This window comes from Pontibacter ramchanderi (assembly GCF_002846395.1).
Classification (GTDB): domain Bacteria; phylum Bacteroidota; class Bacteroidia; order Cytophagales; family Hymenobacteraceae; genus Pontibacter; species Pontibacter ramchanderi.
The window spans coordinates 438,982-465,567 of record NZ_PJMU01000002.1 but is presented as its reverse complement, the minus strand read 5'-3'; the positions used below and the strand labels follow the sequence as shown (position 1 = coordinate 465,567).

Sequence of the window (26,586 nt, the reverse complement as noted above, 5' to 3'; positions counted from 1 at the left end):
GGTCTCTATTGCGTTAGTTCAAGCACTTTGCACTGGTCGTACTCCGGATCGATCTCAATGAATACGGTGTCGATGTTTTTTCGGAACCACTCGTCCACGGCTTTGTCTCTTTTCTGGGCCAGGGCGGCGGCGGCTATCTTCTGGTAGTCGTCGCGCAGGTTGGCCAGGTGTGGAGCCGATTTGTAACGAAGCATAATGATACGGGCTGCTTCCCTGCCATCCGGCGTAGTAAAGGTCACCGGTTTCGACACATCACCTACTTTCATGGTGTCGATCACGAAAAATATACCTGGTTCCACTTCATCCATCGGGATGTACGAGTTACCGGTCATACGGCTGATGATAGTACCACCGTTGTCTTTTGTGTTCTTATCATCCGAAAAATCTTTAGCAGCCTTCGCAAAGCTGATGCTGTCGTTCACGATGAGAGTGCGCACGCTATCCAGGGCAGCGATTGCGTCCTGTACATCCACGCGCTCAGTGGCAGGCTTGATCAGGATGTGACGGGTGTTGAACTCCTGGCCTTTGCGCTCGATCATCTGGATCAGGTGAAAGCCAAACATCGACTCAATGACGTTCGACATCTGGCCCGGCTCGAGGCGCAGGGCCGCCGCCTCGTACTCTGGTACAAGCTCTTTCTTTTTCATGAAACCCAGCTCGCCGCCATCTGCTGCTGAGCCCGGGTCTTCTGAAAATTCACGGGCCAGGGTGGCAAAGTCCTCTCCGGCCACAATGCGCTCACGCAGTGCCTCTAGTTTCTGGCGGGCTGCCTGCTTCTGCTGACGGCTTACCTGCGCATATTTCACGATGTGGCTCAATTGCACTTCGCTGGAGAAGTAAGGCAAGCTGTCGGCAGGTATCTGGTTGAAGTAGCGACGCACCTCTTTCGGGGTTACGGTTACTTTCTCGGTGATCTCACGCTGCATCTTCTCAGACACCATCTGGTTGCGAACCGAACGGCGCAGCTCATCACGCAGTTGCTTTACGCTCTTATTATAGTATTGCTCCAGACGTTCGGTGCCACCTACCTGTGAGGCGAGATAGTCAATTCTGCGGTTCAGTTCGCCCGTTACGGCCGTTTCTTCCACTACCACAGAGTCAATCTCAGCGCGCGCCAGCAAAAGTTTCTCCTGCACCATCGACTTGAGGATCTCGCACTTCAATGGCTCGGTCTGGGCGCTTGGTTGCTGCTTGCTCTGCGCCAGGTACTGCAGGTAACTGAACTCAAGCTCCGAGCGCAGGATCACGTGGTTGTCTACCTTCGCGATGATGCCATCCAGTTTCTTCTGCGTAGGTTGGGCTGTAGCTGTAAAGGCCGTGATCAGGCTGAGCAGTAGCAGGGCCAGGGTTTTCGTTTTATCTAGTGTGTTATGCATGTTGGCTTGTGTCGGTTCTCTCGTTTCGGACCCGCGTTATTTTCTGATGATTTTATCGACCTCTGTCTGGTTAACACTGACCGGATTCTTCTCCTGCAGCTGCTTCACCCACTGCTCATCCAGGTAGTTCTGGTAGTCGGCCGTTACCTGGCCTCTTACTTCGGAAAGCTGCTTTGGCGCAGGGGCCAGCACATCGTGCACGATCACCAGGTACTGGCGTCCGTTCAGTTCGGTGTTATAAGTGCCTTTTTCCCATTTCACAGCATCTACTGCCTTGTTCTCGCCTTTCTGGAATTTCTTCTCTGCGATTTGTACACCCAGCGGGTTGCCGGCATTCAGGTTTTCGGCCAGCACACTGAGTTCAGGTGAGTAAAGAGTAAACGATACGCGTCTGTTGCGGCGGCGCCCGGTTTCGGTGTTGTCGGAGGCAGCCTGCTTGGTTTTTCCCAGTGCTTTGGTCGTGATCTGATTGGCTGCTACACCATGTGCTGTCAGGTAGGCTGCAATGGCTTTGGCACGCTCTGCAGAGAGGTCGCGTTTGCCTGCCGCTTCGCGTGAGTCGGCGTGGCCATTCACTTCCAGCATCAGGTTCGGGTTGTTGCTCAGGCGATCGGCCAATTCGTTCAGACGGGCTATGTTTGCCTGGTCCGGTGTGGCGCTATTTGTCTCGAAGGTAATATCGGCAGGTTTTCCGGTGCGTACCTCATAGCGGCGCTGGCTCAGTTGCTGCTGGGCCTTGGTGAGCAGGTCTTTATCGGCAGCGCTGATTACGGTAGCGTGCGCACGCTCTTTCCACTGGTACTTATCGCGGTTTTGGTCAAAGAAAGCCTTCAGGCCAACCGAGTCTTCTACCGCCTTCGACCATACCTTTTCGTCCATCAGCTGGAACAGCAGAATACCATCGTGGTACTCACGAACGAGCATGCGGTAATCAGGGTACTTGTTCTCCAGGTTGGCACGCTCATACGCCAGCAGACTTTTCTGCACGAAGCTGTCGTAAAGCGAGTTCATGTGATGTTGCGGGTCGCCTGCTATGCGCGGACGCTGCTCTGCCTTCACGAAGGTATAGAAGTCGGCTACGGTATAAGGCTTGCCTTGTATGGTGAACAGTGTATTCTTCAGTGCCTTGTCGGTCGCATCGTAGTCCCACTTGCCCTGCACGAGTTCGTCTGTAGTCTTACCCAAAGCAGCGGCTTTGACAATGCCGTCTTCACTAAAGTTGTTTTCTGATTTGATGCGCTTCAGGAAAGCCGCTTTGTTCAGCTCGGAGCGTGAGTCTTTTGCAATTTTGTTGCGCAAGTTCTGCTCCATGTCCTCAAACGACGGAAGCGTTTGTTTACCGATCAGTTTTATGATGTGCCAGCCGTAAGGCGTCAGCACAGGAGGAGCTACTTCGCCTTCCTTCTTCAGGCCAAAAGCTACTTCCTCAAACGACGGAATCATGCGGCCCGTGCCGAACCAGGGCAGTTCCCCTCCGTTGGCGGCTGAGTTGGCATCCTCCGAAAATTCAGCAGCCAGTCGGTCCCAGTTCTCATTGCGCTGCACACGTTTGTAAATGGCATCCACGCGCTGTTTGGCGGCCAGTGAGTCTGCCTTTGGCATACCTGGGGTGGCACGCACCATAATGTGGGCTACCTTTACCTCGCCTTGCGCGGCACGCTTGTCGTTTACCTTTATCAAGTGATAGCCAAAGCGGGTGCGAACCGGCATCGAGATCTGACCAACCGGTGTTTTGTAGGCGGCGTCCTCGAAGCGGTACACCATCTGCATGGCTGTGAAGTAGCCCAGGTTGCCCCCGTTTTCGGCTGCCGATGGGTCTTGCGAAAACTCACGCGCCAGTTTATCAAACGCCTCGCCGGCCTCCAATCGCTTGCGTAGTTCCAGGGCTTGGTTGTAAGCAGCCAGCGTGTCCTGCGGGCTTGGGTCGTTGGGCAGGCCGAGGAGGATGTGCGATGCGTTTACCTCCTGTTTCAGGCGCTCATAAGCCTCCCGCACCAGCTGGTCTGTTACGCTCTTTTCGGTGAGATAGGGTTGTGCGAGTTGCTCTCTGTAGCCATCCAGTTCCCGTTTAAAAGCAGCAGTGGTATCCAGACCACGACTCTCGCCTTCCATCACTTTCAGCTTGAATCGGGTATAGAGATCGAGGTACTCGCTTACACTCTGGCGGGTATAGGCGTCTTCGTTGCCCCCGTTGTTCTTCTCATACACATACTGAAACTCGGATGTGTAAATGGGTTGGGAGCCAATGGTCGCAATGATAGGTTCCTGCTTGTCATTCTTCTTGGTTGCGGTACAGCCAGCCATTACGAGGGCTGCTGCCGCAACAAGTAGTTGATTGCTGCGCATAAATAGATGATAAACTAACGCTTGGTTTTGCCCTGACGAGGTCAGATCATGCAATTTTAGTTAATTTTTCTGACAGATTAGCCAAAAAGTACCACTATAATCCTATTGCATGCGATTTCGTTCCGGATAACGGAGCAGGGGCGCTAAAAGTGTGCAGTTCAGCCCTATTTAATTTTTTTGTACAGGAAGCAGGTGTTTTGCCTGGCGTTCGACTCAAACTCCACACGATCCATGATCCGGTTGACCAGCGCGATGCCCACGCCCCCTTTTTTGCCGACCCGGATGTGCTCTTCGATGTTGGGCTCCTTGTACTCGGAGCGGCGGAAGGCCACTCCGTTGTCGACGATCTCGAACTTGAGCATGCCTGCCTTCTCCGTGATGGAGAGGGAAATGTTTTTGGACGGGTCTTCCTGGTTGGCATGGATGATGAGGTTGGCGCATATCTCATCCACAGCCAATACGATCTGGTTCATCAGGATATCTGTCAGCCTGTATGCTGCCAGATACTCCGTGACGAAGTCCCGTATTTGCTTCAGATTTTTTTTAGTACAGCTTACTGTGATTTTATTATTCATCAGCAATGGTCATGGCTTCCTCGTAATCCGAAACGATGGTCATGAGCAGGTCGAGGCCCAGGATTTCGAACACGTTGCGCACTTTGTCCTGCATGTTGTAAAAAATGAGTTTGATCTGTGCATCTTCAAAACGCTGCAGGTGCGAAATGAATACCCCGAGGCCGGCAGACGAGATGTAGTTCAGGTCTTTGCAGTCTACCAGGATCTTGCTGTAGGTCATGATCTCGGGGTCGGAAAGCGCTTCATCGAGCATGACAGATGAGCTTGCGTCCAGTTCACCATCCAGGGTGATGATGATCGTTGTGTCTTTGATTTGGTTAGTAATTTTCATCGGCATCCTTTACGTGTAATTATTCACTAGGTTGAGTCGGCTTAAACTTGATGACGAGCAGTGTCTGGTCATCGTATAGGTTTTCTGTGGGACCTGTAAAATCCTGCAGATCGTTTATAATGGCGTACTTTATATCCTCGGCCTCCAGGTGGTAGGTCTGGGTGAGCATATAGCGCAGCCTGTCCTCTCCGTACTCCTCGTTGGTCGGGCTGCGGGCCTCTACAATGCCATCCGTGTAAATCACCATCACATCGGTCGGGTTGTAATCATAATACATTTCCCGGACGTGATTGTTATAACTTTTATCACGAATGATGCCAAGTCCCAGTCCATCCGTCTGAAAATAGAAGGTGTCGTCCATCATGGAGTTGTAATACAAGGTATGGCAGTGGCCCGCGCGGGCAAACATAAAGCCCTTCATGCGATAATCAATGATGTATAGCGCAGAAGTGATAAAAGAAGTTTTCTCGAGGCAGCGGCTCAGGGCGCTGTTGGCCTGTTTCATGAACTCGCTTGGCGGCATATCCTGCTGCATCAGGCCATGGAAAATGCCCTTCATCTGGGCCATGTGGAAGGCCGCCGAAATACCCTTGCCCGACACGTCGCCGATAATGATGGCAATGCGCGACTCACTCAGTTGCAGGAAGTCGTAAAAGTCGCCCCCCACTTCTTTGGCGGCTTTGGCGTAGGTAGAGATCTCGAACCAGCTGTCGCTCGGGAATTTTTTAGGTATGAGGCTGTCCTGCACCACCGAAGCAATTTTAAGCTCCTCTTTGTAGCGCTCGTTTTGCAGCGACTCGTGCACCAGGCGCAGGTTCTCAATCGTGAGGATGGTCTGGTTGGTGAAAGTGCGCAGTACGTTCACGGTCTCCCTGTCGAAACCCTGCTCAATATCCTTCAGCAGGTATAGCACCCCGAACAGGTGCTTCTTCGACTTGATAGGCAGGATGATAAGCGACTTCCAGGGCAGCGTGAGGTCCCGGAAGCCGGGGTTACGGTCGAGGTTGTTGTTGATGTAGTCGATGTGCTGGATGTTATAAGCCAGCAACAGGTGGCGTATACGCTTGATCTGCTCTTCTTCTATGGTAAGCTGGTGGCAGAGCTCTACCTCCTCCTTTTTCTCTCCTTTAAACACCTCCAGCCAGGCTGCGCTGGCGTCGGCGGCCTTCACGGTACTCTCGAAGAGCATGTCGTATACCTGCTTCTCACTCTGGCCCTGCTGTATCGACTGGCTCAGGCGTTGGAAGTTGAGCAGGTCTTCGCTCTTCTGTTCAAACACGCTGGAAGTGGGGAGGCTGAAAAGCGCTACCAGGAAAGCCGCAAAGGTATAGAGTGCCACAAAGAACATGGCCAAGAGCAAAAAGCCCACGTCTGAGTAGTCGATAACGAGCAGCGGACTGTCGGCAAAGCCATGGAAGAAGTCGGCGAAAATATAGCAGGCCAACAGGATAGCCACCAACAGGATGAGTGACCGGCCCTTTTTATTGAAAGTAAGGTAGGCGACCCACTTCAGGTTGGTGCACAGGAACAAGGTATACAGGCCGATCAGTCCTAGCAAAGGCAGGAAGATCAGGCTGCTGTAATTGAAGTTGAGTAACGTGAGTACCAGCGTGGCGAAAAGCAAAATCTCGTACCAGTCCCAGGCGATCTGGATAAACTTGTTCTTGTGGTAGAGGATCAGCTGCCGCCACACATAGAAGGCCTTTGCCAGGAACAGCACCAGCAAGCCGAAGTTAACCTGGTAGACCATATGCAGCAGCAACGGCGACTGCATGCTGGAGTAGTTGGTGACCACCCGATATACCATGTAGAGGGCAATGCTTAGATAGGCTGCTATACCTCCTTTGGCGAAAATGTTCCAGAGGTAGCCAATAAAATCGATTCCCTTCAGGTTGTCGGCGCTCAGGCGTTGGAAACCAAAAACGGAAATAATGAAGACAACGATCAGGAAGTTGTTGACAAAAGGCAGATTCAGCGCATTGGAGCTGCCCCGGTGCATGCTCTCTGCCGCCAACAGCACATTGGCCAGCAGGAGTGACCAGCTGATCAGGGCGGAGGTAATAAACAGAGATTTTGCGTTGGTTCTATAAAGCATAAAACGGAAAACCGTGCTTAGTTTTATTGGCGACAGAAAATGGCTTGCCCGAGACTTTATTAGTTTGTAAGGTAAGAAAATTTTTTGCTCTTTGGCCAAGTTGTCAAGGTGAGTTTTGAAAGAACAACTTGCATAACGTAAAAAAGAAGAAGTAGGTTAACAAAAGCCAACCTACTTCTTCTTTCCTTATAGCACCAAAATAATTAGCGGCTGTAATTCGGAGCCTCCCGCATGATCTGTACATCGTGCGGATGACTCTCGCGCAGACCAGCTCCTGTTATTTTCACCATTTTAGCAGCCTGCAGGTCGGTGATGGTTGGGGTGCCGCAGTAACCCATACCTGCGCGGATGCCGCCCACCAGTTGGTAGATCACCTCTGCCACCATGCCTTTGTAAGCCACACGGCCCACAATGCCTTCCGGTACCAGTTTTTTGCTGTCTTTTTCGTTGCCCTGGAAGTAGCGGTCCTTCGAGCCGTCTTCCATCGCCTCGATAGAACCCATGCCACGGTAGGTTTTAAACTTACGTCCTTCGTAGATGATCATCTCGCCCGGTGCTTCTTCAGTGCCTGCCAGCAGCGAGCCCACCATCACGGTGCTCGCACCACCAGCCAGTGCCTTCACGATATCACCCGAGAACTTAATGCCACCGTCGGCAATCACAGGCACCCCAGTACCCTCCAGGCCTCTTGCCGCTTCCATCACAGCCGACAGCTGCGGAACGCCTATACCTGCAATCACGCGGGTGGTGCAGATACTGCCCGGGCCAACGCCCACTTTCACGGCATCGGCACCGGCATCGGCCAGGGCCTTGGCGCCCTCGGCAGTGGCCACGTTACCGGCAATCACCTCCAGGGTCGGGAAGTTTTCTTTTATCTTACGCACCACGTCGAGCACGCCTTTGGAGTGGCCGTGCGCCGTGTCCACGCTGATCACATCCACACCGGCTTCTACCAGTGCCTTGATGCGGTCCATCACGTCAGGCGTCACGCCTACGGCGGCACCTACGCGCAGACGGCCGTACTCGTCTTTGCAGGCGTTCGGGCGGTCTTTCTTTTTCAGGATGTCTTTGTAAGTGATCAGGCCTACCAGGTTGCCCCCGCCATCTACCACAGGCAGTTTCTCGATCTTGTACTGCTGCAGGATATCTTCGGCCTTGGCCAGGTCCGTGCCCTTTTCGGCTGTGATCAGATTTTCGGTTGTCATCACCGCCCTGACAGGTTGGGTCAGGTCTTTTTCGAAGCGCAGGTCGCGGTTCGTCAGAATGCCTGTCAGCTTGCCGTGGCCGTTTGTAATAGGTATACCGCCGATTTTGTTTTCAGACATAATGCGCACCGCATCGCCGAGCGTGGCATCTTCCTGCAGCGTGATCGGGTCCAGAATCATGCCGCTCTCAGAGCGCTTCACCTTGCGCACCTGCTCGGCCTGCTTCTTGATCGACATGTTTTTGTGGATGATGCCGATGCCGCCTTCCTGGGCCATGGCAATAGCCAGCTCAGCCTCGGTCACGGTGTCCATAGCGGCCGAAAGCAGCGGAATGTTAATGCGTATATTGCGTGTAAGCTGTGAGGAAGTATCAGTGTTGTGGGGAAGCACCTCGGAGTAGGCCGGGAGCAGAAGCACGTCGTCGTAGGTGAGTGCCTCAAAAACAATTTTGGATTGATCAGCGATCATGGCAAATAATTTAGGGGTCCTTATTTGCCGCGTAAAATTACATAAATTAATCCGGATAATTTAGCAAGAGGTACGAGAAAATTATTCGCGACATGCTATAAAATTCCTGCCTGCGGTATAGTTTGAGGGAAAACACCGCTGAAATTCAGGTATAGAAAAGCATATGAAAAGGTATAGTCGTTCCTAAAATTAAGAGAAATAAGTAGTCTATACCTAGTATACCTGCATGGTAGGGTCTACCTGCGTGGCCCAGGCATGGATGCCGCCTTTGAGGTTGAGCAGGTTGTCGTAGCCGAGGCGTTGGGTGAGGTAGTTAATGGCCTGTGCGCTGCGAAACCCATGGTGGCAGACCATTACCACTGGTATATCGCGGCGGATGCGGTTGACCTGTTTTGGTAACTCCCCCAAGGGTATAAGTTCGCCTCCCAGGTTGCAGATCTCAAACTCAGAGGGCTCCCGCACGTCCACGATCTGCAGTGCAGCGCTGCGGCCAAGTCGTTCTTTCAATTCCTGTGCTGTGATCTCGTCCATCTTAAGCTCTCCTGCTTGTGCTATACCTTTAACTTTGGCGTTTTGGTTTCGATTTGCAAACTTAGCAACAAAATAGCCCAATCCATGGGTTTGCACAGGTATAGATGACAGATTTTTACAACAGCATAACAGGGGCACTGCAGGCCATGAGCCTGGTCGAGGTGATAGGGGTGATCACAGGTATAGCCGGGGTCTGGCTGGCGGCCCGCCAGAATATCTGGACCTGGCCAGTGAGTGTGGTAAGCGTAACGGCTTACGTATTTGTGTTCTACGATGCCCGCCTCTATGCCGACATGGGGTTGAATGCCTTCTATATCATCACGAGTTTTTATGGTTGGTACGAATGGCTGTATGGCGGCAAAGGACACACCGAGCGCAAAGTTACCCGGGTGGGGCAGCGGGAGTTCTGGATCATGATTGCTCTGGTGTTGGCCTTCACGGCCAGCTTGGGCTATTTCCTTGACAATTATACCGATGCCGACCTGTCGTATACCGATTCGGGCACAACCGCTGTGAGTTTGATGGCTTACTGGATGATGGCCAAGAAGCGCCTGGAGAACTGGCTGGTATGGCTAGCCGTGGACGTGGTTTACATAGGCGTGTTCACCTACAAAGAGTTATACCTGACGGCGCTCTTATACTTCATCTTCCTTATTCTGGCAACCATAGGGTATTTCGATTGGAAGCGGGATATGGAAAAGGAAGCTCTAGCTCCTGTTACAAAGTAATTATCAAAAATATCCTGTTTTATGTTTCTATAGTGTTCAGTCATGGCACAATATGTGCCGTACATGAGTGTAGCTGAGGCAATAGTTGAATTTTAGTGCGCCAAAGTATGCGAGTACCTATGTTCCACGCTACAACGACACTATGTATGATGAACCGCAAGATTGAATTGCCAGACGAACTCAAGTACGAGAACCGTATGAAGTGGGGCTACGAGTCTCCGGACGAAAGCCCCAAGCGCCTGTTGCTGCGCCAGCACGGCGATAAGCACCCCAAAGAGGTAGAAGTGTATAATTTTTACGATTATAGCTTCACAGAGAATTAGGAGATACCTGTCTTAACTGGCAGGCAGTATTGAAAAGGATGCATTAGGTATAATGCATCCTTTTTTATTGCACCTACAGGTGGAAGTATTTTTATATATGGGAATGATGCAAAATAATTGTTGTCCTTCAGTCACAACATTCCTAAACTCTCCACTAAAATCCATTCACCCCCGAATTGTAAATATTCACCCTTGTATTTATATATAATACAAAATAATATTTAATATATTATATATAAGTATATCCCCTCCGTACAACTACCTGCAAGTGACTTAAAGATAAGGCAAGATCAAAGTCAATTCCTTAAACAGGACATCCTGTTGCTTCTGCTGCCTACTCTGAGAAAAATCCATAATTAATTATAACCCTTAAAATCGTATGAAAAAACTATTGAAGTACTCGTTCCTGTTTTTCCTGTTTGCTTTCGTGGCAGTTGCTTGTAGGAAGGAGAGCGATGATGTAAACCCCACATCCTCGCTTAGCAGCACATCCTTGAATGAATACCAGGCAACCCTGGGCGGCTTCGGTTTGAGCTGCTTAAGCTATGACGGCGATGCCTGGTCCTTTACAGTAAAGGGCGGTAGCGCCCCGTATGGTTTAAGCCATCTGAATCTGGAGTTGCTGGACTGCGAGGAGAAACCTGTATGCCTTGCTGAGGGCAGCATTACCCATGCAACAATTACGGTGGCTGGTGAAACCTATGTGGCAGGGCAGCTTGACGCGTATGGCAACGGCTTTGTGCTGGGTTACTCTGACGGTAGTTGCACGGCACCCGGCGTTGTGGAAACCGGTATTGTGAAGTTCGAGATGAAAGGCGAACTCGATGACATTCTGAAAGCCAACAAAGCGTCCTTCTCATTCAAACTAACCGACGGTACCCTGTTGAGTGGAGCCAATGTGCTGGTAAAAACCGGTGGACCAAGAGAGATACAATGCAACAGGGGCGCCATCGGAACCTGCGAAGACTATTGCAACCCGGTGGAGGTGTGCTCATTCTCGCAAGGACGCTACTTCAACAAAGGCAACATGGGTAAAAACTGGCCAGCCGGCGTGGAGTGTATTTACGTTGGCAACAAGAAGTTAGAGAAAGGAAAGCACACATTGCCAGCCACCACAGCCGAAGCGAAAGCACTATTCCAGGCAGGCGCCCTGGTACTGAGTGCGATGGAGCAGGGCATTGCCTGGGCCGATTATTTCACCATGCTTCCTGAGTCGGTGCGCAATGCTTATACCTGTATCGCAGCTTATTACACGGATGGGTCATCCATCTGCGATCTGCAGACGGCTGCGAGCACCATTGGCGACTGGATCGACGAAAACCACTGCGAAGAATAAAACCAGCAGCCTGAGCTGACAAGCTAAACAGCCACCCGCGGGGTTTCCTGTGGGTGGCTGTTTTTGTGGTATACCTTCCGGTCGTGACTTTCAGCATAATTGCTATACCTTTGTTGTATGCTGAAAGTCGCCATTACAGGGCCTGAGTCCACGGGTAAATCCACGCTGTCGCAGCAGTTGGCCGCGCACTACAACACAGTGTGGGTGCCAGAGTACGCCCGCACTTACATCGAAGACTTGGCCAGGCCCTATACCTTGCAGGATTTGGAGACAATCGCACGGGGACAACTAGACTTGGAGGAGCAAATTGAGCAAGAGGCAAACCGCATTCTGTTCTCCGACACCGACCTGCTGGTGATCAAGATCTGGAGCGAGCACGCTTTCGGGATGTGCCCCGACTGGGTGCTGCAAAAACTAAAGCAGCAGGACTACAACCTTTACCTGCTCATGGGCGTTGATTTGCCGTGGGAGCCTGATCCGCAACGGGAGCATCCGCACTTGCGCCAGTTTTTTTATGATTGGTATAAGCGGGAACTGGAGGCGCTCGGGGTGCCTTTTCTGGAGATCAGCGGACAGCACGAAGCGCGGCTCGAAAAAGCGATCGGGCGTGTCGATGCGTTGCTCCGACAACACACCTAAACCTATACCTGGCCATGCTATATTATTTGCAGAATTATAACTTTAAAGTGGGCGTTGAGAGCAAAGGCGCCGAGTTGCAGCACTTTGTTAAGCTCGACGAGGGGCTGGAGTTTATTTGGCAGGCCGACCCGGAAATCTGGGGGAGTCACGCGCCCAACCTTTTCCCGATCGTGGGCGAGTTGCCCGAAGGAACCTATACCTACGAAGACGAGATTTTTGCCTTGAAGCGCCATGGTTTTGCCCGGCACAAGGAGTTTAAACTGATAGAGGAGGAAGAAGACAAGCTGGTGTTTGAGCTGGAAGACGACGAGGAGACCTTACAGGTATACCCATTCAAATTCAGGCTTCTGATCGCCTACAAGCTCGAGAACAACAAGCTTTCGGTCACCAACCAGGTGCTCAACCGAGATAAGAAAGGAATGTACTTTTCTATTGGAGGACATCCGGGCTTTAATGTGCCATTTTATGGCGGCGAGCGCTACGAGGACTACTTTATTGAGTTTGAAAAGGAAGAAACCCTGCACCGTTACCTGCTCACCGATGGAGGTCTGCAGAGTGGCGACACCGAAAAAGTGCTGGAGCACGAGCGGGTGCTGCCCCTCAAGCACAGCTATTTTGAGAAAGACGCGCTGGTGTTCAAAAGCCTGAACTCAGACAAACTCTCACTGGGCAGCCGCACTAACCAGCGCCGCATCGAAATGACCTTCGAGGGCTTTCCATACCTGGGCATTTGGGCAAAGCCGGGGCCATCGCCTTATGTGTGTATCGAGCCCTGGTGCGGTATAGCGGGGCGCGACGGAGAGTCTGGCGAAATCGATAAAAAGGAGGGTATCAACCTGTTGAGCCCCAAGCATGTGTTTGAGCGAACCTTCACGATGGAGATATTATAGTTTGAGCAACCCCTCTAAACCAAAAAGTCCCCTGCCGAATGGTCGAGCAGGGGACTTTTTGGTTTCACAGTGTTTCATTGCAGAGAAGGCTCTGGGAACTTGGGAACCTTGATGCGTCTCAAGTCATATTGCGGTTCATAATCATTGATGGGCAATGATATGCCGGGTGGCAGGTCCAGATCTGGCAGATCGTCGCCAAGTGGCTCGCCTCCATCATCGTCGTTATCAGTAGAGGAAGATCCCCTGAACTTTTTGCGTGGCGCGAAAGCGTAATATGCCAGTATCGTTAGCAGTGCTAAAGTATACAGTAAGCTGATCATCATCACATTTCTTCTTAAACTCTAAAATTGGTTCAGCCGGCCTATTTTCCTGGCAATTCCTACTTGATGTGAGCGGGTGCTTGAAAATGTGCCTTGTATAGTTTTCAACGTAGTTTGCCCGCATGTGGTTATCGGCTTTTGTTAAAATAAAATTGTACTTAACTACTTGATACAGTGGGTTGGCCATATTTCACATAGGCCGGTTTTGTTTTCACAGAAAATCAGGTATACCTTTGCATCAGTTTAGGGGTGCCTTATAACAACGGGCTGAGATCATACCCATTGAACCTGATTCCGGGTAATGCCGGCGAAGGGAAAAACGCGGGGAAACAATGTAGCAGGCTGCCGGCCCCAGGCAGGTCTGTATGTTTCATCTTATTCTTTTCTTACACACCAATGAAAAAATTACTGATTGTGATGGCAGTCGTGCTATTGCCATTGCAGTTGCTTGCTCAGTACACGCTGAGCGGCTACGTTACCGATGCTGCCAAAAACGAGGCGCTGGCGGGAGCCACCGTCGTCCTGACCAGCAGCGGCCATGTTACCGTCTCCGGCCCCGATGGCCGTTTCCAATTTCAGGACCTGCCAGCAGGCGGCTATACCTTGCAGGTTAGCTACCTGGGCTATACCCAGCTGAGCAGACAAATACAGCTAGCTGCCGACACAGAGGTGCGCCTGGAACTGCAGCCAGCCAGCGTGAGCACCGGCGAAGTGCTGGTTTCGTCTACGCGTGCCAACGAGCGCACCGGCACCACCTTTACCAATGTAACGCGCGAAGAAATAGCCGAGCGCAATTTTGGGCAGGACCTGCCCTACCTGCTGGAGCAGACGCCTTCGGTGGTGGTGAACTCTGATGCCGGTGCGGGCGTGGGCTATACCGGCATCCGCATTCGTGGCTCCGACATCACACGCATCAACGTAACCGTGAACGGCATTCCGATAAACGACTCCGAAAGCCACGGTACCTTCTTTGTGAACATGCCGGACTTTGCCTCCTCCGTGGAAGACATGCAAGTGCAGCGCGGGGTGGGCACGTCCACCAACGGAGCAGGCGCCTTCGGGGCCAGCATCAACATCCAGACCCAAAAGGTGCGCCGCGAGGCCTATGCTGAGACCGACAACAGCTACGGCTCTTTCAACACCTGGAAAAACAACGTACGCTTCGGTACCGGGCTGATCAATGGAAGGTTTGCTTTCGACGGACGCCTGTCGCGTATCAAGTCGGATGGCTACATCGACCGTGCCTTCTCTGATCTGAAATCGATGTACTTCTCGGGTGGCTACTACGGCGATAAAACCACCGTGAAATTCGTGACCTTCTCGGGTCAGGAACAGACTTACCAGGCTTGGTACGGCACACCGGAAGCGCTGGTGTACGGCAATGCCGCCGACCTGCAGGCCTATATCGACCGCAACGGCATAACGGGTAGCGACCTGGAGAACCTGCGTACTGCCGGCCGCATGTATAACTACTATACCTACGACAACGAAACCGACAATTACCAGCAGGACCACTACCAGTTGCACCTCTCGCACGACTTCTCGCCAGAGCTTACCTTCTCTGGAGCACTGCACTATACCTACGGACGTGGCTACTACGAGCAGTTCCGCAACAACGACCGACTGTCGAACTACGGCTTACCGAATGTAGAGATTGGCAGTCAGGTGATCAGCCGAACTGACCTGATACGCCGCCGCTGGCTCGACAACGGATTTTACGGCGCCACCTACGCCCTGCAGTACAATCCGTCGTCACGTTTAAACGCCACCATAGGCGGTGCCTGGAACAGGTATGACGGCGACCATTTCGGGGAGGTGATCTGGGCACGCTACGCTTCCACCTCCAATATCCGCGACCGCTACTACGACAACAACGCCGTGAAAACGGACTTTAATATCTTCGGAAAGTTGACCTACAGCCTGACGGACCAGCTAAGCCTGTTTGGCGACATGCAGGTGCGGACGGTGAACTACACCTTTGAAGGAATAGACAACAACTTCGAGAACCTGGAGCAGGAGGTGGATTATACTTTCTACAACCCCAAGGCAGGTATAAGCTACGAGGTGAAGCCGGGGCACCAGGTATACGCATCGTACGCCATCGGCAACCGCGAACCCGTACGGAGCGACTTTACAGAGTCTACCGTTAATAGCCGTCCAAAACCTGAGACGCTTCGCAACATAGAGGCAGGCTACCGTAGTCAGCTGGCCCTGGGCGAACTGGCAGGGCGTGAACTGGGTGCTAGCCTGGAGGCGAACTACTTTTACATGAACTACAAAAACCAGCTGGTGCTCACCGGCGAGATCAACGACGTAGGCGCCTATACCCGCACCAACATCGACCGCAGCTACCGCCAGGGTATAGAATTGGCCGGAGCGTTGCGTCTGGGTAGTTTCGCCAGCCTGAGCAGCAACCTGAGCTACAGCCAGAACAAAGTGCGCAACTTCGAGGAGTACATCGACGACTATGATGAAGGCGGCCAGGTAATGAACACCTACGCCGAATCCACAATCGCTTTCTCGCCTGATTTTGTGTCGGCCACGCAACTGGAGGTAGAAGTGCTGAAAGGTTTGAAGGCTGCCTTTGTCTATAAAACCGTGAGCAAACAGTACCTCGACAATACCCAGAACGAGAGCCGCATTATACCTGCCTACCAGGTGGGCGACCTTCGCTTGCGCTATACCACTGGTTTTACAGGCGTGCTGAAAGGCCTGGAGCTGGGCTTGCTGGTTAACAACCTTTTCAACGAACGCTATGCCGCCAATGGCTATACCTACAGCTACAAAGCGGGAGGGGACGTGACAACCGAAAACTTCTACTACCCGCAGGCCACCCGCAACTTCCTGGCCTCGGTGGGTTTAAGATTTTAACATAGATTGAGATTTTTTTGGAAAGGCCCTACCATTCGGTGGGGCTTTTTTTGTGATGAAGGGATGAAACAAGGCATTTACCCGCCTAACCATGCAAGCATGTAGCAAATTAACTACCCAACAAACCCTGATTCAGAAAACTTGTTATATTTGCGTATTACCCTTTCCTTAAAACAAACAAAACTATGGCCTACGAATCATCAGGAGCCCCTGATTACTATAACATCGACGACCTGCTCACCGAAGAGCACCTACTTATCCGCCAGTCAATCCGCGACTTTGTAAAGAAGGAAATCTCTCCTAACATTGAGCAATGGGCGCAGGATGCACACTTCCCGTCTGAAATCGTGAAGAAATTCGGCGATGTGGGTGCTTTTGGTCCGACTATACCTACCGAGTATGGCGGCGGCGGCCTCGACTACATTAGCTACGGCATCATCATGCAGGAGATCGAGCGCGGTGATTCTGGCATGCGCTCTACGGCCTCGGTGCAGGGCTCGCTGGTGATGTACCCGATTTATGCCTATGGTTCGGAGGAGCAGCGCAAAAAATACCTGCCGAAGCTGGCGAGCGGTGAGTGGCTGGGTTGCTTTGGCCTGACAGAACCGGATCATGGCTCTAACCCGGGCGGCATGACGACCAACATCAAAGACATGGGCGACCACTACCTGCTTAACGGTGCCAAGATGTGGATATCGAACTCACCGGAGTGCCAGGTGGCGGTGGTATGGGCCAAGAACGAACAGGGTCGCATTAAAGGTCTGATTGTGGAGCGCGGCATGGAAGGCTTCTCCACACCGGAGATCCACAACAAATGGAGCCTGCGTGCCAGCTGCACCGGCGAACTCGTGTTCGATAACGTAAAAGTGCCAAAAGAAAACCTACTGCCAAACGTAGAAGGTCTGCGCGGTCCGTTGGGTTGCCTCGACTCGGCCCGTTATGGCATTGCCTGGGGTGCCATCGGTGTAGCCATCGATTGCTATGAGTCGGCCCGCAAGTATGCCATGGAGCGCATCCAGTTCGACAAACCGATCGGGGCGTTCCAGCTCACACAAAAGAAGCTGGCCGAAATGTTGACCGAGATAACCAAAGCACAGCTATTGGCCTGGCGACTGGGCACCTTGAAGAATGAAGGCAAAGCCACTACGCAGCAAATCTCGATGGCGAAGCGCAATAACGTGGACATGGCCTTGCATATCGCCCGCGAAGCACGCCAGATACATGGCGGTATGGGCATCACGGGCGAGTACCCGATCATGCGCCACATGATGAACCTGGAGTCAGTGATCACCTACGAAGGCACGCACGACATCCACCTGCTCATCACCGGGGCTGATATCACAGGTATACCAGCGTTTAAGTAATAGTTTCCCGTTGCCTTTTTATCGGATAACGGTAAAGAAATGGAAAGGCAGCCACGTGAGTGGCTGCCTTTTTGCTAATCATATTAGATTTTTGGCAAATTACTATAAAATAATTAGCAAAAATGAGTAAATTCGTCAGCAGAAATGGAGCGAAAGCATTACCGAAACTGTTACCTTTAGGTATAGCGAAAAGGGCTTTTTAAGAGAGCATTTTTATGAGAGAAGATTATCTGACTGGCAGTAACGACTACATGTCGCCAGTTGAAAAAGACATTGACAAGGCACTTCGTCCGCTAAGCTTTGCCGACTTTACGGGGCAGGCCAAAGTGGTGGAGAACCTGAAAATATTTGTGCAGGCAGCCAAGCGCCGTGGCGAAGCCCTGGACCACGTGCTCCTGCACGGACCTCCCGGCCTGGGTAAAACCACGCTGTCGCACATCATTGCGTCGGAACTGGACGCAGGCATTAAAATGACCTCGGGCCCTGTGCTCGACAAGCCAAGCGACCTGGCGGGTTTGCTCACGAACCTCGATGCGAACGATGTACTGTTCATCGACGAGATTCACCGCCTCAACCCGATTGTGGAGGAGTACCTGTACTCGGCTATGGAGGACTACAAGATCGACATCATGCTCGACTCGGGTCCGAATGCCCGCTCGGTGCAGATCAGTCTGAATCCCTTCACGCTGATTGGTGCCACGACCCGTTCTGGTTTGCTGACTTCGCCACTGCGTGCCCGTTTCAGCATCAACTCACGCTTGGAGTACTATGATGCTGAACTTCTGACTTCTATTGTAAAGCGCTCGTCAGCTTTGTTGGGAGCGCCTATACACGAGGATGCTGCTTTCGAAATTGCCCGCCGTAGCCGTGGTACACCGCGTATCGCCAACAACCTGCTGCGTCGTACCCGCGACTTTGCGCAGGTGAAAAGCAACGGCACCATCGACGTGGAGATCGCTCGTTTCGCCCTGAATGCGCTGGATGTGGACCACAATGGTTTGGACGACATGGACAACCGCATCCTGACCACCATCATCGAGAAGTTTAAAGGCGGCCCGGTTGGTTTGTCGACGATCGCGACGGCCTGCGGCGAAGAGTCTGAGACGATCGAAGAGGTATACGAGCCGTTCCTGATCCAGGAAGGTTATATCAAGCGTACCTCCCGCGGCCGCGAAGCCACAGAGGCAGCTTACCGTCATCTGGGCAAAATTCCGCCACAACAGGTGGTAGCCGGTGGGCTTTTTGATCAATCTGAATAAAAACTGTTTGTGATAATTTAAAAACGGCAGGCCCAAGGCCTGCCGTTTTGTTTTGTGTCAGAAGTAAAAAGCTATACCTAACGCTACTCCGTTTTCTCTATCTCCACGATCACCTCCACCTCCAGAATGGTGTCTTCCTCAAAGAGCCTTGCCACCTGCACCCAGGTGGCCGCCGGGGTATGCGTGCCATAGTACTTGCGGCGGATGGGCTGGCTTTTCTTGGCGGCCTCTATATCGGTGGCGTACAGGTTCTCTTTGACCACATGCGTGAGGTCAAGGCCGTACTGCTTCAGGGTCAGCTCGATGGTTTTGTAAACTCGCTCCATTGCGTTGTCCATGGTGCCCTTGCCCACCGTGCCCGACAGGTATAGCAGGTTGCTACTCCGGTAAGCCTGGGCATAGTTCCACTCTTGTTCCCCCTTGGGATGCAGGTGAAAGACTTTCCCGTTCTGCAGTTTTTGCCCTTGTGCCTGCGCATTGCAAGCAAAGCCAATGCCTGCGGCAATCAATAGAAGTAAGATATTTTTCATAGTTGATAAGTTAAGATCAAGTATAGCTATACCTATAAATGTGCCAAATCTGCGAAGTGCCCCCATTCAGGATATGAAGCCGATTAAAGGTATAACAGGCGCTGTAACATGCTCTAAAATAGGACAACTGTGTCCGGAACTGAACGATCCAAGGTATACGGATAGGGTAGCGGCGCGCTGCCTTGGGAAACAAAGGTGCGAATCGGATTTATTTCTATGTAAATTTGTTCTCTCCAAGGTATAGCTATACCTGAGCAGCACCTTTATTTTGAACAAAGCACATTACACATACCTGATCAAGCAGAAAGCGCAGGAACTGGGCTTCATGTATTGCGGCATTTCCAAGGCTGATTTTCTGGAAGAGGAGGCTCCGCGCCTGGAGAACTGGCTGAAGCAGAACATGCACGGGCAAATGCACTACATGGAAAACCATTTCGACAAGCGCCTGGACCCGCGTCTGCTGGTGGAGGGCGCCAAATCGGTGGTGTCGCTGCTGCTCAACTATTACCCCGAGAAGGAAGCCCAGCAGCCAGAAGCAGGAACGTACAAAGTATCGAAATACGCTTACGGCACCGACTACCATTTTGTGATCAAAGACAAGCTGAAGACGCTGCTCAATTATATCAACGGGGAGGTAGGGGAGGTAGGCGGCCGCTGCTTCGTAGACTCTGCCCCAGTACTCGACAAGGCCTGGGCCAAAAAGGGCGGATTGGGCTGGGTCGGCAAAAACTCCAACCTCATCACGCCGCAGGTCGGTAGTTTTTACTTCATCGCCGAGCTGATCATCGACCTGGACCTGGAATATGACGGACCGATCAAAGACTACTGCGGTTCCTGTACCCGTTGCCTGGATGCCTGCCCAACGGATGCCATTGTGGCGCCCTACGTTGTGGATGGCAGCAAGTGCATCTCATACTTCACCATTGAGCTGAAGGACCAGCTGCCGCAGGAGATGAACGGGAGGTTTGGCAATTGGATCTTCGGCTGCGACATCTGCCAGGATGTATGCCCCTGGAACCGTTTCAGCAAGCCACACCAGGAGCCAGCCTTTGCGCCGCACCCTCAATTGAAAGAAATGAAAAAAAACGATTGGGAGGAAATTACACAAGAGGTCTTTGCGCAGCTGTTCAAGAAATCAGCTGTGAAACGAACAGGCTACAATGGTCTACTGCGCAATATCCGTTTTGTTGAGCAAAGCCCCGACACTCAAACCTGAGCTCTGGAGAAGACCTTATTTAGCACATAAAGGTATATCTCCGAAAATTTTTCATAGCACCATTGTTTCAGTTGTTTGAGCTCTTCCGGGATCAGCACTTTAAAGGCTTTTCGCAGTTCTTTTTCAAACAGCTTTTTGTCGAAGCTTACCTTCAACAAGATCATTTTAACGTACTCCAACATTTTATTTTAAGGTATTTCGGTAATATAGTCTGATATACGAAACCAGTTTAAAAAGTTGATTCAGTTTTGATTGATTTGTAAGATTTTTAGTTAATCAGTTGATTCTGAATGACAATGTTTGCCTGTTTTGAGGATGTCAGTTAATAGGAGAACGGCAGAAACAGCCCTCTATTTTGCAGAAAACACGAATAAAGCGGCGGAAAGAAATTCAGTTATTTCGCAGCAATTGGACTATAATATTCCGGGGTATAGCGACAAGAATTTGTAAATTTGCTATTATGCCCTCGATTATGCGACTGAGTTTCCTACTTGCCCTGTTATACCTGTTGGTATTGGTGCCCGCTTTTGGGCAGCAGGCGCGTATTGAGTTAGGCAAAAGCCCGCTTCCGATCAACACCTACTTCACTGTGTCGATCAGGTTGCAGGACCAGCAACTCAAAGACTATTCTCCTTTCCCGGAGATCGAAGGATTCAAAAAGAGTAATCGCTTTTCCTCTACCAAAACGGTGATAGCCGGCGGTAAAACCACCACTGTGCTGACCATCACGCAGAATTATGCGGCCCTGGCAGAAGGAGACTACGAGGTAAAGCCCTTCAGCATGACCGTGAACGGGCAGATCCTGCAGTCGGCTGGCATGAAAATAAGAGTGGGCCCGATGGCTGCCGTGAGCCCGCAAGGCCCTGACCTGGTGATACCGCAGCAACCCGAACAGAGCGAAGAGCAGCCGCAGGAGTACGTGGACCAGGAAGATAACGCCTTTCTGACACTTTACACCGACAAAAAGGAGGTATACGTAGGCGAAGGGCTGAACATCGTGCTATACTTTTACCTGGCTGAAGAGGATCAGCGCCTGCTCGATTTTCATGATTTTGGAAACCAGATAACAGGTATACTACGCCAGCTCAAGCAGCCCAATGCCTGGGAGGAGGTCTTTGAAATTGATGAAGTGACTCCGGAGCAGGTGGAGGTGCAGGGCAAGCCATACCTGCGTTTCAGGTTGTACGAAGCCGTGCTTTACCCGCTTACCACGGAGCCCTTACGCTTCCCGAAACTCTCGCTGCGCATGCTTAAATACAAAGTGGCCGTTAATCCAACGCTGCTCGAAGATCGGCTGGAGGGCTACAAAACTTTCTTTGCCCGTGAGCGCATCATACCTGTCAAAGAGCTGCCGCCACATCCCCTGCGCGACGTGGTGCCGGTTGGGGAGTATACCTTGCGGGAGGGGCTTTCCAGCAAATCGGTGCCGCTGAACAAAAGCTTTAGCTACGTGTTTGAGCTGGAAGGAGAGGGCAACCTGGCGGCCATCATGCCTCCGAGCCCGACCACAACCGGCACGCTCGACTTTTACCCGCCCGATCTGCAACAGGACATCACGCTGCGTGCCGGCCACGTGCAGGGCATAAAGCGCTTTACCTATTCGGTGCTGGGCCGCGTACCGGGCACTTATATCCTGGCCAACGATTTTCAGTGGATTTATTTCAACCCGGTGACGGCCACTTACGATACCCTGAAATCCAATCTGAGCGTGACGGTAACAGGTATAGCCGATGCCGACAACATGGTGCTGGCCCGCGACCTGGGACCTTTTTATAAGATCATGGAAAACGAAGACCATACCTTGGTGAGTATTTACCAGAACGAAGCCATTAAGCGCTATACCAATATCATCCTGCTGGTACTTCTGGCTTTGTCAGGGTTTATATTCTTAAAAAACCGCAAAATCAAATGAGCAACACATACGGTAAGATTTTCAAAATAAGCACCTTCGGCGAATCGCATGGTCCGGCTGTGGGCGTAATTGTGGATGGCTGTCCGGCAGGTCTGGAGATCACCACCGAAGAGATACAGGCTGCGCTTGATCGTCGCCGCCCCGGCCAGTCCGACATCACCACGCCCCGCAAGGAAGAAGACAAAGTGACCATCCTATCGGGTGTGTTTGAGGGCAGAACCACCGGTACGCCCATTGCCATGGTAGTGGGCAACAAAGACCAGGCAAGCCACGACTACTCGCATGTGGCGCAGGCTTTCCGTCCGTCGCATGCCGACTATACCTATACTTCCAAGTACGGCCTGCGCGACCACCGGGGCGGTGGCCGTAGCTCAGCCCGCGAAACAGTTGCCCGTGTAGCGGCAGGTGCTCTGGCGGCCAAACTCTTGCAGCACTACGGCATCACAGTGCGCTCTTACGTTTCGCAGGTGGGAAGTATCAAGGTGCGCAAGCCCTACACCCGCCTCAACCTGACTCAGATTGATGCCAACAAAGTGCGCTGCCCCGATGGTAAAACTGCCGCCCGTATGATCGGCCTGATAGAAGACGCCCGCGATAGCCTCGATACCATTGGCGGTGTGGTGAGCTGTGTCGTGCAAGGCGTGCCGGTAGGCTTGGGAGAGCCGGTGTTTGACAAACTGCACGCTGAGCTGGGCAAGGCGATGCTGAGCATCAATGCCGTGAAGGGCTTTGAGTATGGCAGCGGCTTTGAGGGTGTGAAGCTGCGCGGCTCGGAGCACAACGACCAGTTCTATACCGATGAAAACGGAAATGTGCGCACCCGCACTAACCACTCCGGCGGTATACAGGGCGGCATCAGCAACGGGCAGGATATCTACTTCAATGTCGCTTTCAAGCCTGTCGCGACCATCCTGAAGCCCCAACAGACCATCAACGACGCCGGCGATGAGATTACCCTGCAAGGCAAGGGCCGTCATGACCCTTGCGTGTTGCCTCGGGCCGTGCCCATTGTAGATGCCATGGCTGCGCTCGTGCTGGCCGATTTTCTGCTACGGCAACGCGCTAATAGACTGGTATTCTGAAACAAATGATGCCTCTTTAGCCTGAATTGTGTATATTTGTTCATAGTGATACTAAGTGGCGTAAACATATCCAGTCATATCAGGCCTTTGCTGTTGGCCTTCGTGTTGCTCGTAGCTTTGGCGGGTCAGGGGCATGCGGCGGCGGCCTGTGGTGCTGTTTACAATACCTCCCTCACATCCGAATCTGCCACTGTATTGCCAGACGAGGTGGGGCATATCCTTACGCAGGGGAAACAGCGCCTTTCTCAGGATGCAACCCCGCCCTCCGGCCTTTTCTACGGACTTCAGAAAGCCGGAACAACCCTAAAGCATTTTACATTCCTTGTTCCCAGCGACGAGGTCATTCCACCTTACGCGGGGAGAGCTTCCGGCAGAGGCTGCTTCATCAAGTATTTTTACCGCTCCATTCAACCTCAGGCCCCTTAGCAGGTTCTCCCATAGTTCGTGCACAGCATACGCGTTTGCTAATCGAAGAGGAAACTGTTCAACCTTCTGGGCACAGTCTCTGCAGGTAAGCTGCAGCCTTAGCAGATGCTGCCCGTGCGGCTTTCACAAACCATCAATTTTACCGGATTATTCTCTTCAAGTCCTGCGGGTCTGCTTAGGGCTCGTTCGTGTTCGCCTGGCTTTCTGTCTCCAGGAAGTCATAGGGAACCCAGACTACTGCTGAGCCTTACCAGCATATTGTTCCCTTTGGCAACTGATGGCATCCCTGAACCGGGCGATGGCCGCAGTCGCAACAGGTACGAGCAATAAGATTTGGCTACAGGCAGAAGTGAATACAATTGTTCTATGCTGCAATACCTGCTGGTCTGCCTACTGTTCGGTAGCCAGACAACTACCTTATTACAGTTCTTAATTTTCTTGTTAAAATGAGTAACGATTCAACCTTGATCATATTAGAAGATAAATCTACCTGGCCGCAGGAAGTAATGGATTTTGTGGCCCCCGACATGGCCCGCATTAGCCAGGAGCGGGAATTGGAGCTGGCAAAAAACCTGGAGGGCAAGAGTTGGCTTTCTACTATACCTGACTCGATCTATGTGCAGACCCAGCAGCACTTGGCAACCATACTGCGACGTTATTCCATCAAAGCGTATCATGCCACAAAGCTACCAATGCCTGAGATAGTTCTTCGGACAGGGCTGTTACCACTGAGCGACCAAACCCTGGCGACAGCTCTTTCAGAAGTTGTCGCCGCACTGCCATCATCTGATAGCGGCAAGGAGGCACAGAAAGAGTTAAATCAATTTGTGAGGAGCGAAGCCTTTGAAAACCAGCGCGGGCTGGTATGGGTATACCTGACGGAGCTGCAGACGCAGCAATACGATAGCCAGGATCTGTTGGAGTTCTACGGTGGCCGCGCCTTGCGTGCTGCTTTGGCTAATAAGCGCTATAAGTATTTCCCGCTCCTTAAACGGTTGGGCGTTCCGGTGCTAATTACCTGCAGTGTGCGTATTGCGGATGCAGCAGAGGCGCAGGTATACGACCTGGCCAAGCTGATGCTGGATAACTTGCTGGATGCTGCCAACGGCTTGGCTCCACGCTCCATCGCGGCCGAACTCGCCATCAGTGCGCCTGTGCCGGCGACAGCTGTCTTTGAAGTGAACGAGCTATTGCAGTATGCATAACGGGAAACGGAGTGGTGCAGGAGCACTACGCATTACTTTGCTATTGCGCCTTGGTAGCGCTGCCCAGGTTTTGCATGTTCTGCATCAGGGCCTCCAGGTCATCTGTGATGATGAGTAGTTTATCGTCTTCCTGCAGCACGGTTTTGCCTTTCGGTACAAAGTACTTCTCGTCGCGCTTTACCATTACAGCTAGGGTTTTGTCTGGCAGGGGCAAATCCATCAGGTGATTGCCGTTTATCAGCATCTGTTCCGTAATGTTGATTTCTGTGGTGATAGACTTGATCTCGTCAGAAAACTCGATATCGAAATCTTTCAGTTTCTGAAGCTCGCGCGGCTTCTCGGCCAAGCCCAGCCAAACAGCCACCTGCGAGAGCGAGGTGCCCTGCACCACCAGCGAAACCAGCGTACAGAAGAACACGATGTTGAACATCAGGCGTGCATGCGGTACATCTGCGGCCAGTGGCAGGATGGCAAAGATAATCGGCACTGCTCCCCGCAGGCCCACCCATGATATAAACGTTTTGTCTTTCATGCCCATGTTGCGAAAGGGCAGCAGGCACAGGAAAACACTGATCGGGCGGGTTATGAAGATCATCAGGAAACTAATGATGAGGCCAGGTATGATAATGGGCACCAGTTCGTGCGGGTTCACCAGCAGACCTAGCGTAAGAAACATGAGCAGTTGGCTCATCCAGGCCATGCCATCAAAAAAGTTGAGCGAAGAGCGCTTGTGCACAAATTTGGAGTTACCGATAACCAGGCCCCCGATGTATACTGCCAAAAAGCCGTTGCCTTTGATGAAATAAGTGGCTGAGAAGATGAAGATGCAGACAGTGAAAACCAAGATAGGGTATAGCGAGCTGTTATCAATGTCAACGTTGTTAATCAAGCGCACGGCCAGGCGCCCCATTACATAGCCAGCCACCCCGCCAACCACAAGCTGCACCACTAACATACCGGCTGCAGCCCAGTAATTCACGCCGCTTTCTATCAGAACAATCTCAATGAGCGTGATGGTCAGGATATAGGCCATGGGGTCGTTACTGCCGCTTTCCAGCTCCAGCATGGGGCGTAGATTGTTTTTGAGATTCAGGCTCTTGGAGCGGAGGATGGAGAAAACGGAGGCAGAGTCGGTGGAGGACATGGTGGCCGCCAGTAGCAGTGAAGTGGTGAGGCCTATACCTGCAGATGCCATTGTCATGCCCAGGATCCACCAGATAGCGAAACCCGTCAGCACGGCGGTGAGAAACACGCCTATGGTTGCCAAAACCACCCCTTGCGCCATTACCGGTCGTATATCGGCAATTTTGGTGTCCATACCGCCCGAGAACAGAATGATACACAGGGCTACCGTGCCGATGATTTGTGCAAGCTGGATATTCTCGAACTGAATGCCCAGGCCATCGCTACCCGAGAGCATACCTACTGACAGGAACAGCAATAAGGCTGGTACTCCAAACTTGTGCCCCGCCTTCCCAGCCATAATACTCAGGAAAAACAGGATGGCAATAGCAAATAATATCAGTTCGACATTTATATTCTCCATACGCTTGGGTTA

Annotated in this window: 23 protein-coding genes and 1 riboswitch; of the genes, 13 read left to right on the top strand and 10 right to left on the bottom strand. The window is 52.0% G+C overall.

Annotated features, from left to right (window positions below):
* Positions 1-5: 5 nt before the first annotated feature.
* The 7 genes from BD749_RS08830 to BD749_RS08800 form a co-directional block, all read right to left on the bottom strand.
* Positions 6-1,376, bottom strand: a complete 1,371-nt coding sequence (locus BD749_RS08830; protein WP_101444027.1) for a peptidylprolyl isomerase — start codon at positions 1,374-1,376, stop codon at positions 6-8.
* A 36-nt stretch (positions 1,377-1,412) separates the two neighbouring features.
* Positions 1,413-3,722, bottom strand: coding sequence for a peptidylprolyl isomerase (locus BD749_RS08825; protein WP_245868955.1), 2,310 nt, complete (start codon positions 3,720-3,722; stop codon positions 1,413-1,415).
* A 164-nt stretch (positions 3,723-3,886) separates the two neighbouring features.
* On the bottom strand, positions 3,887-4,297 hold the full coding sequence (locus BD749_RS08820) for an ATP-binding protein (protein WP_101444026.1): 411 nt from the start codon (positions 4,295-4,297) through the stop codon (positions 3,887-3,889).
* Positions 4,290-4,628 (bottom strand): STAS domain-containing protein, encoded by a 339-nt coding sequence (locus BD749_RS08815; RefSeq protein WP_040574303.1) that lies wholly within the window; start codon positions 4,626-4,628, stop codon positions 4,290-4,292. The genes BD749_RS08820 and BD749_RS08815 overlap by 8 nt, the downstream gene beginning before the upstream one ends.
* A gap of 19 nt (positions 4,629-4,647) precedes the next feature.
* Complete coding sequence (locus tag BD749_RS08810; RefSeq protein WP_245868952.1) at positions 4,648-6,723, bottom strand: GAF domain-containing SpoIIE family protein phosphatase; 2,076 nt, start codon at positions 6,721-6,723, stop codon at positions 4,648-4,650.
* A 203-nt stretch (positions 6,724-6,926) separates the two neighbouring features.
* Positions 6,927-8,396: an IMP dehydrogenase gene (gene guaB, locus BD749_RS08805; protein ID WP_101444024.1), complete on the bottom strand. Its 1,470-nt coding sequence runs from the start codon at positions 8,394-8,396 to the stop codon at positions 6,927-6,929.
* A gap of 213 nt (positions 8,397-8,609) precedes the next feature.
* Entirely contained in the window at positions 8,610-9,023 is a 414-nt protein-coding gene (locus tag BD749_RS08800) for a rhodanese-like domain-containing protein (protein WP_245868951.1), read from the bottom strand.
* Positions 9,024-9,031: 8 nt separating this feature from the next.
* Between BD749_RS08800 and pnuC the strand changes: the two genes are divergently transcribed.
* The 8 genes from pnuC to ruvB all read left to right on the top strand — a co-directional run bounded on the left by pnuC (position 9,032) and on the right by ruvB (position 18,657).
* Positions 9,032-9,655, top strand: a complete 624-nt coding sequence (gene pnuC, locus BD749_RS08795) for a nicotinamide riboside transporter PnuC (protein WP_101444023.1) — start codon at positions 9,032-9,034, stop codon at positions 9,653-9,655.
* A gap of 146 nt (positions 9,656-9,801) precedes the next feature.
* A complete protein-coding gene (locus BD749_RS19370; RefSeq protein WP_180336361.1) occupies positions 9,802-9,978 on the top strand; it encodes a hypothetical protein in 177 nt (58 codons plus the stop codon).
* A 379-nt stretch (positions 9,979-10,357) separates the two neighbouring features.
* Positions 10,358-11,314 (top strand): hypothetical protein, encoded by a 957-nt coding sequence (locus BD749_RS08790; protein WP_101444022.1) that lies wholly within the window; start codon positions 10,358-10,360, stop codon positions 11,312-11,314.
* A gap of 117 nt (positions 11,315-11,431) precedes the next feature.
* Complete coding sequence (locus BD749_RS08785) at positions 11,432-11,953, top strand: AAA family ATPase (protein ID WP_101444021.1); 522 nt, start codon at positions 11,432-11,434, stop codon at positions 11,951-11,953.
* Between the two features lie 14 nt (positions 11,954-11,967).
* On the top strand, positions 11,968-12,843 hold the full coding sequence (locus BD749_RS08780; protein WP_101444020.1) for an aldose 1-epimerase family protein: 876 nt from the start codon (positions 11,968-11,970) through the stop codon (positions 12,841-12,843).
* A gap of 555 nt (positions 12,844-13,398) precedes the next feature.
* Positions 13,399-13,497, top strand: a riboswitch (TPP riboswitch).
* A 62-nt stretch (positions 13,498-13,559) separates the two neighbouring features.
* Positions 13,560-16,034 (top strand): TonB-dependent receptor, encoded by a 2,475-nt coding sequence (locus BD749_RS08770; RefSeq protein ID WP_101444019.1) that lies wholly within the window; start codon positions 13,560-13,562, stop codon positions 16,032-16,034.
* 185 nt (positions 16,035-16,219) lie between these two features.
* Positions 16,220-17,398 carry an acyl-CoA dehydrogenase family protein gene (locus BD749_RS08765; protein WP_101444018.1) on the top strand — a complete coding sequence of 393 codons (1,179 nt, stop codon included), beginning with the start codon at positions 16,220-16,222 and terminating at the stop codon, positions 17,396-17,398.
* A gap of 215 nt (positions 17,399-17,613) precedes the next feature.
* On the top strand, positions 17,614-18,657 hold the full coding sequence (gene ruvB, locus BD749_RS08760) for a Holliday junction branch migration DNA helicase RuvB (protein ID WP_101444017.1): 1,044 nt from the start codon (positions 17,614-17,616) through the stop codon (positions 18,655-18,657).
* Between the two features lie 83 nt (positions 18,658-18,740).
* Here ruvB and BD749_RS08755 read toward each other — a convergent pair whose 3' ends face one another.
* A complete protein-coding gene (locus tag BD749_RS08755; RefSeq protein ID WP_180336360.1) occupies positions 18,741-19,187 on the bottom strand; it encodes a RidA family protein in 447 nt (148 codons plus the stop codon).
* Positions 19,188-19,455: 268 nt separating this feature from the next.
* Between BD749_RS08755 and queG the strand changes: the two genes are divergently transcribed.
* Positions 19,456-20,403, top strand: a complete 948-nt coding sequence (gene queG / locus BD749_RS08750; protein WP_101444015.1) for a tRNA epoxyqueuosine(34) reductase QueG — start codon at positions 19,456-19,458, stop codon at positions 20,401-20,403.
* Here the strand turns inward: queG and BD749_RS19590 are convergent.
* Positions 20,394-20,585, bottom strand: coding sequence for a hypothetical protein (locus tag BD749_RS19590; protein ID WP_101444014.1), 192 nt, complete (start codon positions 20,583-20,585; stop codon positions 20,394-20,396). The genes queG and BD749_RS19590 overlap by 10 nt on opposite strands.
* 290 nt (positions 20,586-20,875) lie before the next feature.
* On the opposite strand from BD749_RS19590, the gene BD749_RS08740 reads away from it, so the two are divergent.
* The 4 genes from BD749_RS08740 (at position 20,876) to BD749_RS08725 (ending at position 25,028) form a co-directional block, all read left to right on the top strand.
* Complete coding sequence (locus BD749_RS08740; protein ID WP_180336359.1) at positions 20,876-22,315, top strand: BatD family protein; 1,440 nt, start codon at positions 20,876-20,878, stop codon at positions 22,313-22,315.
* Positions 22,312-23,397 carry a chorismate synthase gene (gene aroC / locus BD749_RS08735; protein WP_101444012.1) on the top strand — a complete coding sequence of 362 codons (1,086 nt, stop codon included), beginning with the start codon at positions 22,312-22,314 and terminating at the stop codon, positions 23,395-23,397. Before BD749_RS08740 ends, aroC begins: the two co-directional genes overlap by 4 nt.
* A 36-nt stretch (positions 23,398-23,433) precedes the next feature.
* Complete coding sequence (locus tag BD749_RS08730; protein WP_101444011.1) at positions 23,434-23,823, top strand: hypothetical protein; 390 nt, start codon at positions 23,434-23,436, stop codon at positions 23,821-23,823.
* Between the two features lie 464 nt (positions 23,824-24,287).
* Positions 24,288-25,028, top strand: a complete 741-nt coding sequence (locus tag BD749_RS08725; RefSeq protein WP_143741245.1) for a hypothetical protein — start codon at positions 24,288-24,290, stop codon at positions 25,026-25,028.
* Positions 25,029-25,068: 40 nt separating this feature from the next.
* Here BD749_RS08725 and BD749_RS08720 read toward each other — a convergent pair whose 3' ends face one another.
* Positions 25,069-26,574: a potassium/proton antiporter gene (locus BD749_RS08720; protein ID WP_101444009.1), complete on the bottom strand. Its 1,506-nt coding sequence runs from the start codon at positions 26,572-26,574 to the stop codon at positions 25,069-25,071.
* Between the last annotated feature and the right edge of the window lie 12 nt (positions 26,575-26,586).